At 66.9% G+C, this 14,329-nt stretch carries 15 protein-coding genes; 4 read left to right on the forward strand and 11 right to left on the reverse strand.

All coding sequences use genetic code 11. From position 1 onward, the window contains the following. Positions 1-36: 36 nt before the first annotated feature. The 8 genes from RT97_RS25130 to RT97_RS25165 all read right to left on the reverse strand — a co-directional run bounded on the left by RT97_RS25130 (position 37) and on the right by RT97_RS25165 (position 7,884). The gene (locus RT97_RS25130; RefSeq protein WP_042581573.1) at positions 37-774 is read right to left on the reverse strand and encodes an ABC transporter ATP-binding protein; all 738 of its coding nucleotides are present in this window, start codon (positions 772-774) and stop codon (positions 37-39) included. Then, positions 767-1,537: an ABC transporter ATP-binding protein gene (locus RT97_RS25135; protein WP_042581574.1), complete on the reverse strand. Its 771-nt coding sequence runs from the start codon at positions 1,535-1,537 to the stop codon at positions 767-769. The genes RT97_RS25130 and RT97_RS25135 overlap by 8 nt, the downstream gene beginning before the upstream one ends. After that, entirely contained in the window at positions 1,534-2,496 is a 963-nt protein-coding gene (locus RT97_RS25140) for a branched-chain amino acid ABC transporter permease (protein ID WP_042581575.1), read from the reverse strand. The genes RT97_RS25135 and RT97_RS25140 overlap by 4 nt, the downstream gene beginning before the upstream one ends. Beyond that, positions 2,493-3,353, reverse strand: coding sequence for a branched-chain amino acid ABC transporter permease (locus tag RT97_RS25145; protein WP_042581576.1), 861 nt, complete (start codon positions 3,351-3,353; stop codon positions 2,493-2,495). The genes RT97_RS25140 and RT97_RS25145 overlap by 4 nt, the downstream gene beginning before the upstream one ends. Before the next feature lie 46 nt (positions 3,354-3,399). Next, the gene (locus RT97_RS25150; RefSeq protein ID WP_042581577.1) at positions 3,400-4,599 is read right to left on the reverse strand and encodes an ABC transporter substrate-binding protein; all 1,200 of its coding nucleotides are present in this window, start codon (positions 4,597-4,599) and stop codon (positions 3,400-3,402) included. A gap of 49 nt (positions 4,600-4,648) precedes the next feature. Continuing rightward, positions 4,649-4,972, reverse strand: a complete 324-nt coding sequence (locus RT97_RS25155; protein ID WP_042581578.1) for a 2Fe-2S iron-sulfur cluster-binding protein — start codon at positions 4,970-4,972, stop codon at positions 4,649-4,651. 117 nt (positions 4,973-5,089) lie between these two features. Beyond that, positions 5,090-6,541, reverse strand: coding sequence for a glutamine synthetase family protein (locus tag RT97_RS25160; RefSeq protein WP_042581579.1), 1,452 nt, complete (start codon positions 6,539-6,541; stop codon positions 5,090-5,092). 11 nt (positions 6,542-6,552) lie between these two features. Then, entirely contained in the window at positions 6,553-7,884 is a 1,332-nt protein-coding gene (locus RT97_RS25165) for an aromatic ring-hydroxylating dioxygenase subunit alpha (protein WP_042581580.1), read from the reverse strand. 285 nt (positions 7,885-8,169) lie between these two features. On the opposite strand from RT97_RS25165, the gene RT97_RS25170 reads away from it, so the two are divergent. Then, positions 8,170-8,904, forward strand: coding sequence for a GntR family transcriptional regulator (locus RT97_RS25170; protein ID WP_042581581.1), 735 nt, complete (start codon positions 8,170-8,172; stop codon positions 8,902-8,904). An 86-nt stretch (positions 8,905-8,990) separates the two neighbouring features. Beyond that, a complete protein-coding gene (locus RT97_RS25175; protein WP_042581582.1) occupies positions 8,991-9,614 on the forward strand; it encodes a TetR/AcrR family transcriptional regulator in 624 nt (207 codons plus the stop codon). A gap of 6 nt (positions 9,615-9,620) precedes the next feature. Here the strand turns inward: RT97_RS25175 and RT97_RS25180 are convergent, their stop codons facing one another. Both RT97_RS25180 and RT97_RS25185 read right to left on the reverse strand, forming a co-directional pair. Next, the gene (locus tag RT97_RS25180; RefSeq protein WP_080898421.1) at positions 9,621-11,114 is read right to left on the reverse strand and encodes an amidase; all 1,494 of its coding nucleotides are present in this window, start codon (positions 11,112-11,114) and stop codon (positions 9,621-9,623) included. Positions 11,115-11,196: 82 nt separating this feature from the next. Continuing rightward, on the reverse strand, positions 11,197-12,003 hold the full coding sequence (locus RT97_RS25185) for a metallophosphoesterase (protein ID WP_042581583.1): 807 nt from the start codon (positions 12,001-12,003) through the stop codon (positions 11,197-11,199). Positions 12,004-12,129: 126 nt separating this feature from the next. Here RT97_RS25185 and RT97_RS33530 point away from each other — a divergent pair, with 126 nt between their 5' ends. Then, the gene (locus RT97_RS33530; RefSeq protein WP_172672248.1) at positions 12,130-12,303 is read left to right on the forward strand and encodes a hypothetical protein; all 174 of its coding nucleotides are present in this window, start codon (positions 12,130-12,132) and stop codon (positions 12,301-12,303) included. A gap of 14 nt (positions 12,304-12,317) precedes the next feature. Here the strand turns inward: RT97_RS33530 and RT97_RS25190 are convergent, their stop codons facing one another. Beyond that, positions 12,318-13,298: a LysR family transcriptional regulator gene (locus RT97_RS25190; protein ID WP_042581584.1), complete on the reverse strand. Its 981-nt coding sequence runs from the start codon at positions 13,296-13,298 to the stop codon at positions 12,318-12,320. 110 nt (positions 13,299-13,408) lie between these two features. Here RT97_RS25190 and RT97_RS25195 point away from each other — a divergent pair, with 110 nt between their 5' ends. Then, complete coding sequence (locus RT97_RS25195) at positions 13,409-13,951, forward strand: hypothetical protein (RefSeq protein WP_042581585.1); 543 nt, start codon at positions 13,409-13,411, stop codon at positions 13,949-13,951. Positions 13,952-14,329: the final 378 nt, after the last annotated feature.

Consider the following 14,329-nt stretch of genomic DNA (forward strand, 5'->3'; position numbering starts at 1 on the left):
GAATTCATTCACACCTTCTGACGCCGGCCCCGTCGTTCAGCCCGCCACGTCCTCGGCGATTCCCACGCCCAGCAGGCCTTCGAGCAGCCCCTTGTCCGCCGCGAGCCCCGCGCTCGGGCCGGCGTGCACCACGGTGCCGCGCTCCAGCACGATGGCCCGGTGCGTCATCTCCAGCGCGAGCACCGGGTGCTGCTCGACCACGATCGACGCCAGCCCTTCCGATTCGCAAAGGCGCCGGATCGCCGCGGACAGCTCCTCCACGATGATCGGCGCGAGGCCTTCCATCGGCTCGTCGAGCAGCAGCAGCTTGGGGTTGGTCATCAGCGCGCGGCCGATGGCCAGCATCTGCTGCTCGCCGCCCGAGAGCTGGTTGCCGTAGTTGCCGCGGCGCTCGCGCAGGCGCGGAAAGAAGTCGTAGACCCGCTGGAGGTTCCAGCCGCCCAGCCGCGCGATCACCGTGAGGTTTTCTTCGACGGTGAGCGAGGGGAACACCTCGCGCTCCTGCGGCACCCAGCCCAGGCCCGCGCGCACGCGCTGGTGCGAGGGCCAGCGCGTGATGTCCGCGCCCTGCCAGCGGATCGCGCCCTGCATCACGCGGGTGTTGCCCATCAGCGTTTCGAGCAGCGTGGTCTTGCCCACGCCGTTGCGCCCGAGGATGGCGAGGCTCTCGCCTTGCCGCAACGAGAAGTCGAGACGGTCGAGCACCACGGCGTTGCCGTAGCCGGCGGTGACGTGGTCGAAAGCCAGGACTTCTTCTTTATTTGCTTCAGGCATGGTGGTGGGAGCTTCCAAGGTAGACCTCGCGCACGCGCGGATCGGCGCCGATCTCGGCGGGCGTGCCCTCGGTCAGGATGCGTCCGCCCACCAGCACCGAGATGCGGCGGGAGAAGCGGAACACGAGCTTCATGTCGTGCTCGATGAAGAGCACGCTGATGTCGTCGGGCAACGCCGCGATGGCCTCGAAGAGCTCGCCGCTTTCGTCCTCGGGCACGCCGGCCGCGGGTTCGTCGAGCAGGAGGATGCGGGGCCTGGCCGCGAGCGCCAGCGCGATCTCCAGCAGCCGCTGCTTGCCGTAGGCCAGTTCCGAGACCGGCACGTCGGCCAGGCTGTCGAGCTTCAGCGTGCCCAGCAGCGCATGCGCCTCGTCGAACACCGCCGTGCAGCCCCTGAGCGGTCGCCACCAGGTGGCGCCCAGCCCTTCGCGCTCGCTGATCGCCAGCACCACCGACAGGAGCGGCGTGAGGCTCGGGAACAGCGTGTTGATCTGGAAGGTGCGCGCGAGGCCCATGCGGGCGCGCTTGTCGCCCGCCAGGCGCGTGATGTCGCGCCCGCCCATGTGGATCGATCCGCTCGTGGGCTTGAACACGCCGGTGAGCAGGTTGATGAGCGTGGTCTTGCCCGCGCCGTTGGGGCCGATCAGCGCCTGCCGCGCGCCGGGTTCGAGCGAGAGGTTCACCTCGCTCACGGCCTGGAAGGCGCCGAAGCGGATGCCCAGGTCGTGGGTGCGCAGGGTGTGTGCGGTCGTCTTGGAAGTCATCGCGCCTTGCCCGTCCGCACGAAGCGCGAGAGCGCGCCCATGATTCCGCCGCGTCCCAGCATGACCGCCGCGATCAGGAAGATGCCGAGCCAGAACATCCAGTACTGCGGATTCATGTCCGCGAACCAGTCGTGCACCAGCATGTAGACGATGGCGCCGATCATCCCGCCGTACAGGCGCCCGGTGCCGCCGAGCACCAGGATGATCAGCACTTCGGCCGAGCGGTTGAAGCCGATCGACTCGATGCCGACGAACTGCGTGGTCTGCGCGAGCAGCGCGCCCGCCACGCCGGCCACCGCGGCCGAGAAGGCGTAGGCCATGCGCAGGCGCGCCTCCACGGGCGAGCCGATGGCCGTCATGCGCTTGCGGCTGTCGTGGATGCCGCGCAGCGCCAGGCCGAAGGGCGAACGCAGCACCAACCGCACCAGGAGGAACATCGCCAGCACCACGACGAAGGCATAGCCGAACGCGGTCTTGCCGTAGAGGTCGAACTCGAAGAGGCCGAGCACCGGCGCGATGACCACGCCCTGCAGCCCGTCGGTGCCGCCCGTGATGCCCGAGAGCCGGTTGGCCAGCTCGTACAGCAGCACGCACACGCCGATGGTGATCATGAGGCGCGTGAGGTCGGCGCCGCGCACCACCAGATAGCTGAGCATGTAGCCCAGGAGCCCGGCCACGACCAGCGCGAACACGAGGCCGGTGAAGGGTTCGCTCCAACCGTACTTGGCGAGAAGGCCCGCCGCGTATGCGCCCGCGCCGAAGAAGGCGGCATGGCCGACGGTGAGGATGCCCGCGTAGCCCAGCGCCATGTCCAGCGACACGGCGAACAGGCCGAAGATCATGATCTGGCTCATGAGCGTGAGCTTGTCGGGCAAGAGGAAGAAGCTGGACGCGAGCGCGAGCCAGAAGGCGACCTCGGCGATGCGCAACTGCGCCGGAGAAACCGCGAAGGCTTTCATGCGAGCCCCTTCTTGGCGACGATGCCGTTGGGCCGCACCAGCAGCATGACGATCATGAAAACGTAGATGAGAAAGGCGCCCGCCTCGGGCCAGTAGTACTTGCCCGCCACGTCGACGATGCCCACCAGCAGCGCCGCGATGAACGGCCCGGTGACGGTGCCCGCACCGCCCACGCACACCACCATCAGGAAATAGACGAGGTACTTGAGCGGGAACGACGGTTCCAGCCCCAGCATGCCCAGGCTCAGCGCGCCGCCCAGGCCCGCGAGTCCGCAACCCAGCGAGAAGGTCAGAAAGAAAAGGCGCTGCACGTGGATGCCGGTGCCGGCGGCCACGCGCTGGTTGTCGACCGCCGCGCGCACCATCGCGCCGTAGCGCGTCTTGCCCAGCACCAGCAGCAGGGCAGCCAGCACGGCCACGCCGCAGACGATGAGAAAGAGCCGGTAGCGGCCCACTTCGAGCCCGCCGATGGCGACCTGCCCGTCGAGCGCCGGAGGCAGCGTGAACGGCTGCATCGTCGGCCCGAAGAAGTACGTGAACACCGCGATCGACACGAACACCACGCCGATCGACAGCAGCACCTGGTCCAGCGGATGCGCGCGGTACAGCCGCCGGTAGAACACGAACTCCAGCACCGCGCCCACCAGCGCCGCAGCCACGAAGGCCGCGGCCAGCGAGAGGCCGAAACCCAGCGCCCAATGGCTCATCAGCAGGCTCGCCGCGTAGCCGCCCACCATCGCGAAGCTGCCGTGCGCGAGGTTGACGAAATTCATCAGCCCCATCGTGATGGACAGGCCCACGCCGATGAGGAACAGGAGCATGCCGTAGGCCACCCCGTCGAAGATCACGATGCCCATGGGCCTCCTGTTGCTGGCTGCGCTGGTTGCTGGCGTGCGGGTGGGCTTAGTTCGAGCTTTCCTTGGCCGGGTCCTTCACGCGGTCGAACTTGTCGAACTCCACGTTCACCAGCTGGCCGTTCACGCGCTCGGTCTTGCGGATGTACACGGTCTGCACGATGTCGCGCGTGAGCGGATCGACCTCGATCGGGCCGCGCGGGCTCTCGAAGCGCAGGCCGCGCAGCGCGTCCATGAACTTGTCGCCGCTCGCGTCGCCCTTGGTCTTTTGCAGCGTGAGGTCGATGGCGGCCATCGCGTCGTAGGCGGTCACGGCGAAGTAGCTCGGGCGCAGCTTGGCGCCGTTGTCGGCGGCGAAGTCCTTCACGAACTTCTGGTTCTTGGGCGAGTTGTGCGCGAACGAGTAGTGGTGGCTGGTGACGAGGCCGAGCGCCACGTCGCCGGTGGCGTCCAGGTAGCTGTCGTCGGTGGCTTCGCCGGTGGCGTAGAGCTTGATGCCGGCCTGCTCCATGCCACGCTCCTTCCAGACCTTGAGGAAGGCCGGCGGCATCACGCCCGAGGGGAAGAAGAAGAACACGGCCTGGGGCTTTGCATCCTTGATGCGCTGCACGTAGGCCGAGAAGTCGGGGTTGTTCATCGGCGTGCGCACCTCGCCCGAGACCTTGCCGCCGCCGGCGGTGAAGGTCTTCTTGAAGGCGGTCTCGGCATCGACGCCCGAGGCGTAGTCGGCGACCACGGTGTAGGCGTCCTTGACGCCTTCCTTGAGCATGAAGCGCGCCATCGGGTCGGTGACCTGCTGCACGGTGAACGACAGGCGCGCCACGTAGGGCGAGCTGTTGGTGATGGCCGAGGAGGCCGCGTTCATCACGATGGTCGGGATCTTGGCCTGCGTGGCGATGGCGCCCACGGCGTAGGCGTTGGGGCTGAAGTCCAGGCCGGTGAGGATGCTCACCTTGTCGCGCACGATGAGCTCCTGCGCGATGCGCTTGGCGGCATCGGGGGCGGGGCCGGCGGTGTCTTTCTTGATGATCTCGACGGTGCGCCCGCCCACTTTGCCCCCGTGCTCCTTCAGGTACAGCGCGATGCCGGCGTCGAACTGGCGGCCGTAGTCGGCGTAGGGGCCGGAGTAGGTGGCAATGAGGCCGATGCGCAGCGGCTCGTCGGCTGCGTGCGCGGCCACGGTGCCCAGCATGCCGAAGCCGGCGAGCAGGAGGGTCGAGAGAACGGTTCTCTTGGTCATCGTCGTCATGGGAAAAACGCCTTTCAGGTGGAATGGATGCAAAGCGGGCGAGTGTGCGTCAGACCTGTGACTCTGGAACGCGCACCCTCAGGCCATCGAGGGCTGCTGTCACGCTGAGCTGGCAGCTCAGCCGCGAATTGGATTGCCGCTCGGACGCGACGACCTCGAGCAATGCGCTCTCCATGTCGTCGGGCGGCGGCAGCAGGTCGGCGAAGGCCTCGTCCACGTAGACGTGGCAGGTGGCGCAGGAGCAGCAGCCGCCGCATTCGGCATCGATGCCGCGCACGTTGCCGCGGATGGCGGTCTCCATGACGCTGGCGCCGATCTTGGCGTCGACCGCGCGGGTGGTGCCGTCCTTGAGGATGTAGTGGATCGTGGGCATTGAGAGTTCAGTCGAAGAGGCGGCCGCCGCCGGGCCGCCCCAAGGCGGGCCGTGCCTCCCCCCCGGGGGGTGGAGTTACACGCAGCGACGCGAAGTGAAAAGCCGGGGGGCGCATTTTCAGAACATGTCGAAGTACTCGCGGTGTTCCCACTCGCTGACTTCGAGGTTGAAGCGGGCGATTTCCGCCTCTTTGATGTGGCAGAGGTAGTCGATGAAGACCTTGCCCATCTGCGTGTTGAGCATCTCGTCGCGGCGCAGGCAGGCGAGGGCGTCGCCGAGCGAGCGCGGCAAGTGTTCGGCCGGCGTTTCGTAGGGCGCATCGGCGGACGGACCGGGGTCGATGCGGTTGCGGATGCCGTCGAGCCCCGAGAACAGCTGCGATGCGAGGTACAGGTACGGATTGGCTGTCGGTTCGCCCACGCGGTTCTCGATGCGCGAGGCGCTCTGGCCCACGCCGCCGAGCACGCGCAGCATCGCGCCGCGGTTGTCCCTGGCCCAGATCGCGCGGTCGGGCGCGAGCGAGAACGGGCGGTAGCGCCGGTAGCCGTTGATCGTGGGGCTCGCGAGGGCGGCCGCGCCGCAGGCGTGCGCCTTCAGGCCGCCCAGGTAGTGCATGCCGATCTCGCTCAGGTCCTGGCCTTGCGCCTCGGGCATGAACGCATTCACGCCGTCGCTCTTGCGGCGCAGCGACTGGTGCAGGTGCCAGCCGCTGGACATGACGTTCGGTATCTTCGGCCGGCACATGAAGCTCGCGTGCAGCCCGTTGCGCTGGCAGATCTGCTTGATGGCGCTGCGCAGCAGCACCATGGTGTCGGCGGGCATCACGCCGGCCGTGGGGCCGAAGGTCAGCTCGAACTGGCTCGGGCCGAATTCGATCTCGAGCGAGCGCAGCGGCAGGCCGAGTGCGATGAGGTTCGAGCGCAGCAGCTCCATCAGCCCGTCGACGCGGTCGTAGCGCAGCTCGGTGAGGTACTGGTGGCCGTGCGAGAGCAGCGACACGCGCGGCGGCTCGCCGGGCTGGCCCGAATCGGCCAGGCCCATGCGCGCGTCCTCGAGCTTGAAGACGTGGAACTCCACCTCGAGGCCGGCGATGAAGTCCAGCCCCAGCCCGTCGAGCTGCCGCACCGCGCGCTGCAGGATCTGCCGCGTCGCGAAGGGGCAGGGCTTGCCGTCGGCCATGAAGGCGTCGCACAGGATCCAGCCCGTGCGCGGCGCCCACGGCAGCACCTTGAAGGTGGCGGGGTCGGCCACGATGGTGAAGTCCGCGCCGCCCTGCAGGCCTTCGATGGCGAAGCCGCCGTTGGTGGTGAAGACCGGGAACACCGTCTTGTGCGAGGTGTCCTTGGCCAGCAGGGTGGAAGTGAGGTTCACGCCCTCCCACAGCGCCGAGCGTGCCTCGGTGGCGACCAGCGTCTTGCCGCGCAGGATGCCGTGCTGGTCGGGCCAGGCGAAGCGCACCAGGTCGACCTCGCCGCTGTCGATGCGGCGCACCAGTTCGCGCGCCTGTGCGTGCTGGTCGTCGGACCACAGGCCGAAGCGGTCGACGAATGTGTTGTTGCTGCTGCTCATGGCGTGCGTGCTCAGGCAGCCAGGCGTGCGGAGGCCCAGTCGGACTTCAGGCGCCGCGCGCGGTCGGCCTCCTGCCAGTAGGTCTCGGTGGCCGCCTCGTCGACCACATGGCCGATGCCGTCGATGGAGGGCGGGCCAGTCATCGTGCGCGCCTGCGCGGCATCGATGAGCATGGGCGCCGTCTCGCCGGCGAGCGTGGCCTCGATGGCCTTCACCAGCACGCGGCGGTAGGCAATGATTCCCTTGTCGGTGCTGCCCAGGTGCTCGCGCGTGCGGTCTTGAATCGCGCCCTGCGACTCCACCGCCCACTGGTCGTGCACGTTGATGTCGTCGCCCATGCCGGTGTAGGTTTCGGTGAGCTGCTCGTCGATGCTGTAGCCGTAGTTGTTGCGCTTGTTCTTGCGCGATGTGTAGTCGGGCAGCTCGTAGAGCTTCAGGCGCTGGTCGCGCATCTGCTGCTTGTCGACCGGGCCGGTGAAGCTGGTGAAGATGGCGTACCAGTAGCAGTGCGTGTCATCGACCGGCACATGCCACTGCGAGATGGTCATCTCCGCGCTCATCGGGATCACGAAGGCCTGCGGGAACACCACGTTGGTCACGCGCACGTGGGTGGTTTCTTCGGAGAGCTTGCGCAGCGCCTTCAGGCGGAAACCGTAGTCGGTGGGCTCCACGCTGATCTCGGGCCGGTCGTACTCGCGCAGCACCTTGGTGATGGGCATGTCGGAGTCGGCGGAGGCGCCGCGGAACTGCTTGCCGTAGCTCTCCGACGTGTCCTCGTCCTCGAAGAAGCGGTGCAGGTACGAGGCGTGCGCTGGGTCGATGCCCACTTCGAGCGCCTGCAGCCAGTTGCATTCGAAGAGGCCCTTGAACGCGAAGGTGTGGGTGTCGGGCGCGACGAAGCAATCGAAATCGGGAAAGGCGGGGGGCTCGCCCTCGCCGATGTACGCGAAGACCACGCCGGCCTTCTCGACCACCGGATAGGCCGACTGCTTGATCCGGCTGCACAGCTTGCTGGTGGCGGGTTCGGCGGGGGTTTCAAGGCAATTGCCCTTGGCGTCGAACAGCCAGCCGTGGAAGGCGCAGCGGATGCCGCCGTTTTCCAGCCGGCCGAAGGCAAGGTCGGCGCCGCGGTGCGGGCAGTCGCGGTCGAGCATGCCGAGCTGGCCGCTCTCGTCGCGGAAGAGGACGAAGTCCTGGCCCATGAGCTTCACGGGCTTGACCGGGCGCGGGCCCGCCAGTTCGTCGGCCAGGGCCACCGGCTGCCAGTAGCGGCGCAGCAGCTTGCCGGCGGGGGCGTCGCGTCCGACGCGGGTGATGAAATCGTTTTGCTCGGCGCTGATCATCGTGCGGGCTCCATCGTGGGTCTTCGAAAAGAGGGCTGCAAAACATTGCATGCAACTGTATGCATTGTCTTGGTGATCCCTGATTCGGGTCAAACTTTCATCTACGATTTCGCCCTGTTTCGGGGCTCGAAGCGCTCCAAATCAGGGTTAACTCTAGGTGCGGCGTGTGTTTTTGACACATGTTGTACAGAAGTGCATGCAACAACCGAGCCAAGGCAAATATGCTGCGTGCAATGGAAGCGTGGTCTCCTAGAATCCGCTCATTCCTGCTCCTGGCGCCTCCTGATGGACTCTCAACAATCCCGCGTGCTCGTGCAACTGCGCGACATGATCCTCAAGGGCGAATTCGTGCCCGGAGAGCGGCTGGCCGAGATCCCGCTGGCCGAGAAGCTCGAAGCCTCGCGAACGCCGGTGCGCCTGGCGCTCGCCAGCCTCGAGCACGAAGGCCTCATCGAACAATCGCCCAGTGGCGGCTACCAGATGCGCCGTTTCACTTCGCAGGAAGTGGCCGACGCCATTCGCGTGCGCGGCGTGATCGAAGGCTTTGCCGCGCGCCTCCTGGCCGAGGACGGCGCCCCGCGCCAATTGCTGCGCGACCTGAAGGATTGCCTGGACGCCGGCGACAGGGCGGTCAACAAGCCGACCATGGAAATCGACGATTACGCGGCCTATGTCGAGATGAACGACCGCTTCCACAAACTGATCGTCGAGGGCTGCGGCAACCTCGCGCTCAAGCGGGTGATGGACATGCTCGGCGGCCAGCCCTTCGCCGCGCCGAGCGCGATGCTGCCGATGCAGTCGTCGATGGAAGAGGGCCAGCAGTGGATGCGCCAGGCGCATCGCACGCACCACGCGATGGTGCAGGCCATCGAGCGCGGGCAGGGCTCCCGCGCCCAGGCGCTGGGCGAAGAGCACGTCGAGATCGCGCGCATGAACCTCGACTACGCGCTGGAGCGGCCCGAGCTCGCGGCCGAGCTGATGCCGGGCATCAAGCTGGTTTCCAAAGGGCGCAGCGCCTGAGCGGAACTGTTCGGTCTGCAAAAGACTGAACGGTATTTCCGTGCGCGCGCCGTCTGAACGGCGACGGTCGAGACTAGAATTTCCGCATGAACACCGTTGTTGCCGCCCCCGCCAAGCCTTCGTTCAAGGAACAGATGCTGCAGGCCCGCGAAGAGGCCATCGTGCAGACCGCCAACCGCCTGCTGGCGGAAAAGGGCTTCGAATCGATGACGGTCGACGAGGTCGCCGCCTCCGTCGGCATCGCCAAGGCCAGCCTCTACAAGCACTTTCCCAGCAAGGAAGACCTCGCAGCCGCCGCGATGGTGCGTCTCATGCAGCGCACGCAGGATTTTTTGGCGTCGGTGCTGGCCGACCGGAAGCCCATCGACAAGCTGCGCGCGGTGGTGCGCTGGGCGATGGAGGCGCAACTGGCCGGCGAGATGCCCTCGCTGCCCCACCAGAACTCGACCCTGCGGGCTGCGCTCATGAACAACCGCGGCTATCTCGACCGGCTGGTGCAGATCAGCGACACGCTCGGCGGCTGGATCCAGGCCGCGCAGGCCGACGGCACGCTCAACCCGAAGCTGCCCGCGATCGCCGTGCTCTATACGTTGTTTGCGCGCGCCTGCGATCCGGTGCTCGGGTTCCTCAAGGCCGGGGGCCTGCAGAGCGACGCAGAGATCGTCGATCTCGTGCTCGGCACCTGTTTCGACGGCCTGGCTTCGCGCTGAACGGGCCTAGCTGTTGATGCCGCGCCGCGGCGTCACCACCGCTTCCACCGCCGCGCCCACCGCCAGCAGGCGGTGATCGGTGTTGCCGATGCCGGCCACCATCAGCCCGACCGGCGCGGTGCCCGCTTCGTGGCACGGCACCGAGAGCGCGCAGCCATCGAACAGGTTCACCACCGAGGGGTTGCGCAGCATGCGGCCGTTGATGCGGTAGTAGGTCTCGTCGTCCTTGATCACTTCGGCGATCGGCGGGGCTATGTCGGGGGTGGTGGGCATCAGCATCGCGTCGTAGCCGGCGGCCGCGGCGTTGATCGAACGGATGAACTGGCGGCGCAGCGCCTGCAGCTGCAGATAGTCGGGCGCGGTGATCGTCTCGCCCGTCTTGATGCGCGCCAGCACGCGCGGGTCGTACCGGGCGGCGCCCGTCTTGATGAACTCACGGTGCCAGGCGAAGGCCTCCGAGGCGGTGATCATGCCGCGCGGGTTGATGGTCGGCGCCTTGGCGAACTCGGTCATCGGCAGCTCGGTGACCGAAGCGCCCGCGGCCGAAAGCTTGGACAGCGCAGCTGCGAAGGCTGCAGACACGGGTGGGGAGAGGTCGTCCTGGAAGAAGGTCTTCGGCACCGCAAAGCGCAGGCCGCGCAGCGCCAACACCTTGGGGGCGCGCGGGAGTTCGCCGGCCAGCACGGCGTCGAGCAGTGCGCAGTCTTCCACCGTCCAGGCCATCGGCCCGGCCGAATCGAAAGAGGTAGACAGCGGCATCACGCCATCGAGCGGAATGCGGCGCTGCGTGGGCTTGAAGCCCACCAGCCCGTTGAGCGCAGCGGGAATGCGCAGGGACCCGCCGGTGTCGGTGCCGATCGCGCCGGCCGCCATGCCGTCGGTCACCGAGATGGCGCCGCCCGAGGTCGAGCCGCCGGGAATCCGTCCGGTCGCGCGATCGAAGACGTTCTTGGGCGTGCCGTAGTTCGGGTTGATGCCCAGGCCCGTGTAGGCGAACTCGACCGTGTTGGTGCGCCCGATGACGATCGCGCCCGCGCGCCGCAACCGCTCGACCACGATCGCATCGCGCTGCGCGGGCGGCTGGCCGACCAGCACTTTCGAGCCACCGAGCGTGGTGACGCCGGCTTCGTCGAACAGGTCTTTCAGCGAGATGGGGATGCCGGAGATCGGCGAGGCGGACTCGCGGCCGCTCTTGCGCTCGGCGTCCAGCCGCGCCGCTGCGCTGCGCGCCGACGCGGCGTGCACCTGGATGAAAGTGCGCGCGCCTTCGCCCCCGGGGTCCTGGATGGCGGCCAGCGCTTCTTCGACGAGCTGGCTGCTGCTGAGCGATCTGGCCGCGAGGCGGCGCGACATCTCGGCCATCGAGAGCTGGCCCATGGCCCTGCCCGTGGCCTCGGGTGCCTGGGCCAGCGCCTTGGGCAAGCCCGCCAGCAGGCCGACCGCGGCTGCGGTGCCAGCCGTGTGTTGAAGGAACCGGCGGCGTTGTTGTGGCTGCGTCATGTCTCTCTCCGGGGTGGGCTCGAGTCAGTCTACACAGCGTGTGCGGCAGGACGGTAGCCGGCCGTTACTGTGACGCGGCGGCTCAGCGCACTTCGATCAGCAGGTCGGGGCGATAGCCTTCCTGCTCGCCGTTGCGCTTGTAGCCCAGCGGGTTGGCCACCACGTGGCAGCCGTCCTTGACGTAGTCGAAGGCGCAGTGCAGGTGGCCGTGCAGCCAGAGCTGGGCATGCGGCAGCAGTTCGTCGAGGGAATTGCAGAAGCCTGCGGTGCCGGGCGTCAGGCCATAGCGCGGATCGGCGCTCGCCAGCGTCGGCGCGAAGTGCGTGATGGCGACCGTGGTTCCGTCGAAAGGCTCGGCCAGCGCCTGCCGCAGCCACGCCTGGCACACCAGCGCCTGCTCGCGCAGCGCGCCGGACAGGAAGGTTTCTCCGTGACGCTTGGTGGCCATCTTTTCCAGGTAGAAGTCGGCCGCCCGCATCGCCTTGCCGCGCTTCTTGAGCGCTTCGGCCAGGCCGTCGGTGGGCTCGACCAGGGCGTCGAAGTCGGCCCAGAGCGTGGTGCCGACGAAGCGGATGCCGTCGATGACAAGCGTCTCGCGCTCCAGCCACTGGATGCCGAGCTCGGTGCAAAGGGCGCGCAGCCGGTCGTGGGTCTCGTCGAAGTCGGCGTTGTCGTATTCGTGGTTGCCGGGCACGTAGACCACCGGCACCGGCCAGCCGTTGCGGGGGGAGAAACGGCCCAGGCCGAAGTCGGTGTCCTCGAGGCGGGAGCCCTCCTGGTAGGAGCCGATGTCGCCCGCCAGGATCAAGAGGTCGGCGCCCGGGATCGGCTCGGCGTGGAAGCGGGGATGGGACTCCAGGTGCAGGTCGGAGAGCAGTTGCAACTTCATCGTCGGGCCAGTCTAGGTGAATCGCCCCATGCATGAAGCGCATAAGGTCTAGCTTGTTTTCTTAGGGATAACCCTTAATCTTGGAACATCAACCACTCAGAGCACGGCCATAAGCCGCGCAACACCATGTTCAGCCTCATCGCCCAAGTGGCCCGTTTCTTCCGTTCCTCCAGCAACAGCGCACCGGCCAGCCACGCCGCCGCGCTGATGGAAAGCGCCGACGTTCGCGCCGGTCGCGGCGCGCACCACGCGCAGGAACTGCGCGCAGCCGCATCCGCCTGGCTCAGCGTCGTCCGCTGAGCGGCCCACGCCGATCAGTCGGGCACTTTCTGCCCGAGGATCGAGCCCGCGAAGGCTGCCGCAGCAGACCGCAACAGCGCGGTCCGCAGCCACTCATGTGCGTGCCCATGCTGGGCGCGCCGATGCCAGATGGCATCCACATGCACCGGCGGCTGGTCGAAGGGCAGGTCGCGCAGGACCAGTTGATCGTCGATGCCCGTCACAGTCACGAAGTGACGTGGCAGCACGGTCAAGAGGTCTGAATTCGCAACCACCCGGCCCGCCGTGAAGAACTGGTTCACCGTCACCACGATGCGTCTCTCGCGCCCCATGGCGCCCAGCGTCTGGTCGATGAAGCCGTAAGGCCGACCCGAAAAACTCACCAGCAGGTGTCGCGCGGCGCAGTAGTCGTCCAGCGTGAGCGGCGCGCTTGCGAGCGGGTGGCCGCGGCGCATCACGCATACATATTGGCCCAGGTAGAGCCGCTGGGTCTCGAACGGCACCCCCACCCCCGATTGCCCACGCGCCGCCAGGCTGGCGATCACGGCCGGGAAGTAGCCGATCGCCATGTCGACTTCTTCGTTCTCCAGCATCCGGCGGGGGTCGCGCGTGGTCAGCGGGAGCACGCGCAGGGAAATGGCGGGGGCTTCCTTTTCGGCGATCTGCACTAGGCCGGGGATCAGTTCCGCCGCCGTGGCGTCTGCCATGGCGAGCAGGAAGGTGGTGTCGGCGGTTGCCGCATCGAACTCCCCTGGGGCCAAGGTGTGCTGCAGTTGGCGCAACGCATCGCGCACCGTTGGCCAGAGCGCCAACGCCCGCGGCGTGGGCTCGACGCCGGCGCCGGCGCGGCGCACCAGTTCGTCACCCAGCACTTCCCTCAGGCGCCGCAGCGCATTGCTCACCGCGGGTTGGGTAATAGAGAGGTTCCTGGCGGCGCGCGTGAGGTTGCGCTCCGCCATCACCTCGTCGAAGACGCGAAGCAGGTTGAGATCGAGTGTGCGAAAGTTGACGTCCATCAGTGCTGTGAATGATAAACATCAGAAAGATAAAGTGGAAAAGCATTAGGGTAACCCCTAATATCACGGCATCGGCACTCGTTGCCATTCATCCCTGGAGGGATCGCATCATGACCAGCTTCGTCCACGTTGACCAACCCACTGTCCATCCCGGCGTCCGTCGCGCCGAAGTTCTTTTCGAGCAGATCCAGGCCGCACGCGCCGGCACCGAAGGCTCTCGTCCGCTGATCGCCCTGTTCATCGTTGCCATCGCGGCCGCGGTGCTGGTGGTTGCCGACACGCTCGTTTCCAACTGGAACGAAGGCGCACTGCTCGCCGCATGGGCCGTCTTCTGCCTCGCAGCGATCGCCCTGTTTGCGCTGTTCGCAAGCTCGGTGCGAACCAGCAGCATCGCCGGCTTCTGGCAGGCCGCCGCTGCTCGCCGTGCCTCTGCACGCGCCGATGCTCGCTTCATGCAAACCGCGAAGAACGATCCGCGCGTGATGCAGGAATTGCAAGCTGCCGTATGGCGTCAGCAAGCGGAGGGCACCGTGCCTGCCGCTGCAGTTGCCAAGATCGACGCCCTGGCCCGCATGAGCACCCGTTCGCAGGAAGCGCGCATGCCTACGCTCTATGAAGCGATGCGCCGCATGAACAGCTCGCGCTATTACTAAGCTGAGCTGGGACTCGCTTGAGATATGAAGCCGCCTTCGGGCGGCTTTTTTATTGTTCAGCCCGGTTGTTCCTGGGAGCGCGTCATCTCTCTATTACTTAGAGAGCGTGGGGCGACCCTACGTCAAGAGGGTTGCTAGCTATCTGGAGCCCTGAGATCGGCTAGCAAGGTAGGGAAGCAAGTTGCATGTATCGCATGAGAACAAAACTTCTGGGGAGTGGCGTCGACATCAAAACGCGGTGTATACTCGTGGGCTCGGCTGATGACGCAGTGATGTGTTGTTCGGTGGTTGCCCTGGAAGGGGCGGTTGCTGATGAGTTGGCTGAAAAAAGATTCTTCGAAGTTGACTGGATTGCAAAAAACAGTGCATAATCGAAGG

It is taken from the genome of Variovorax paradoxus (genome assembly GCF_000834655.1).
Lineage (GTDB): Bacteria > Pseudomonadota > Gammaproteobacteria > Burkholderiales > Burkholderiaceae_C > Variovorax > Variovorax paradoxus_F.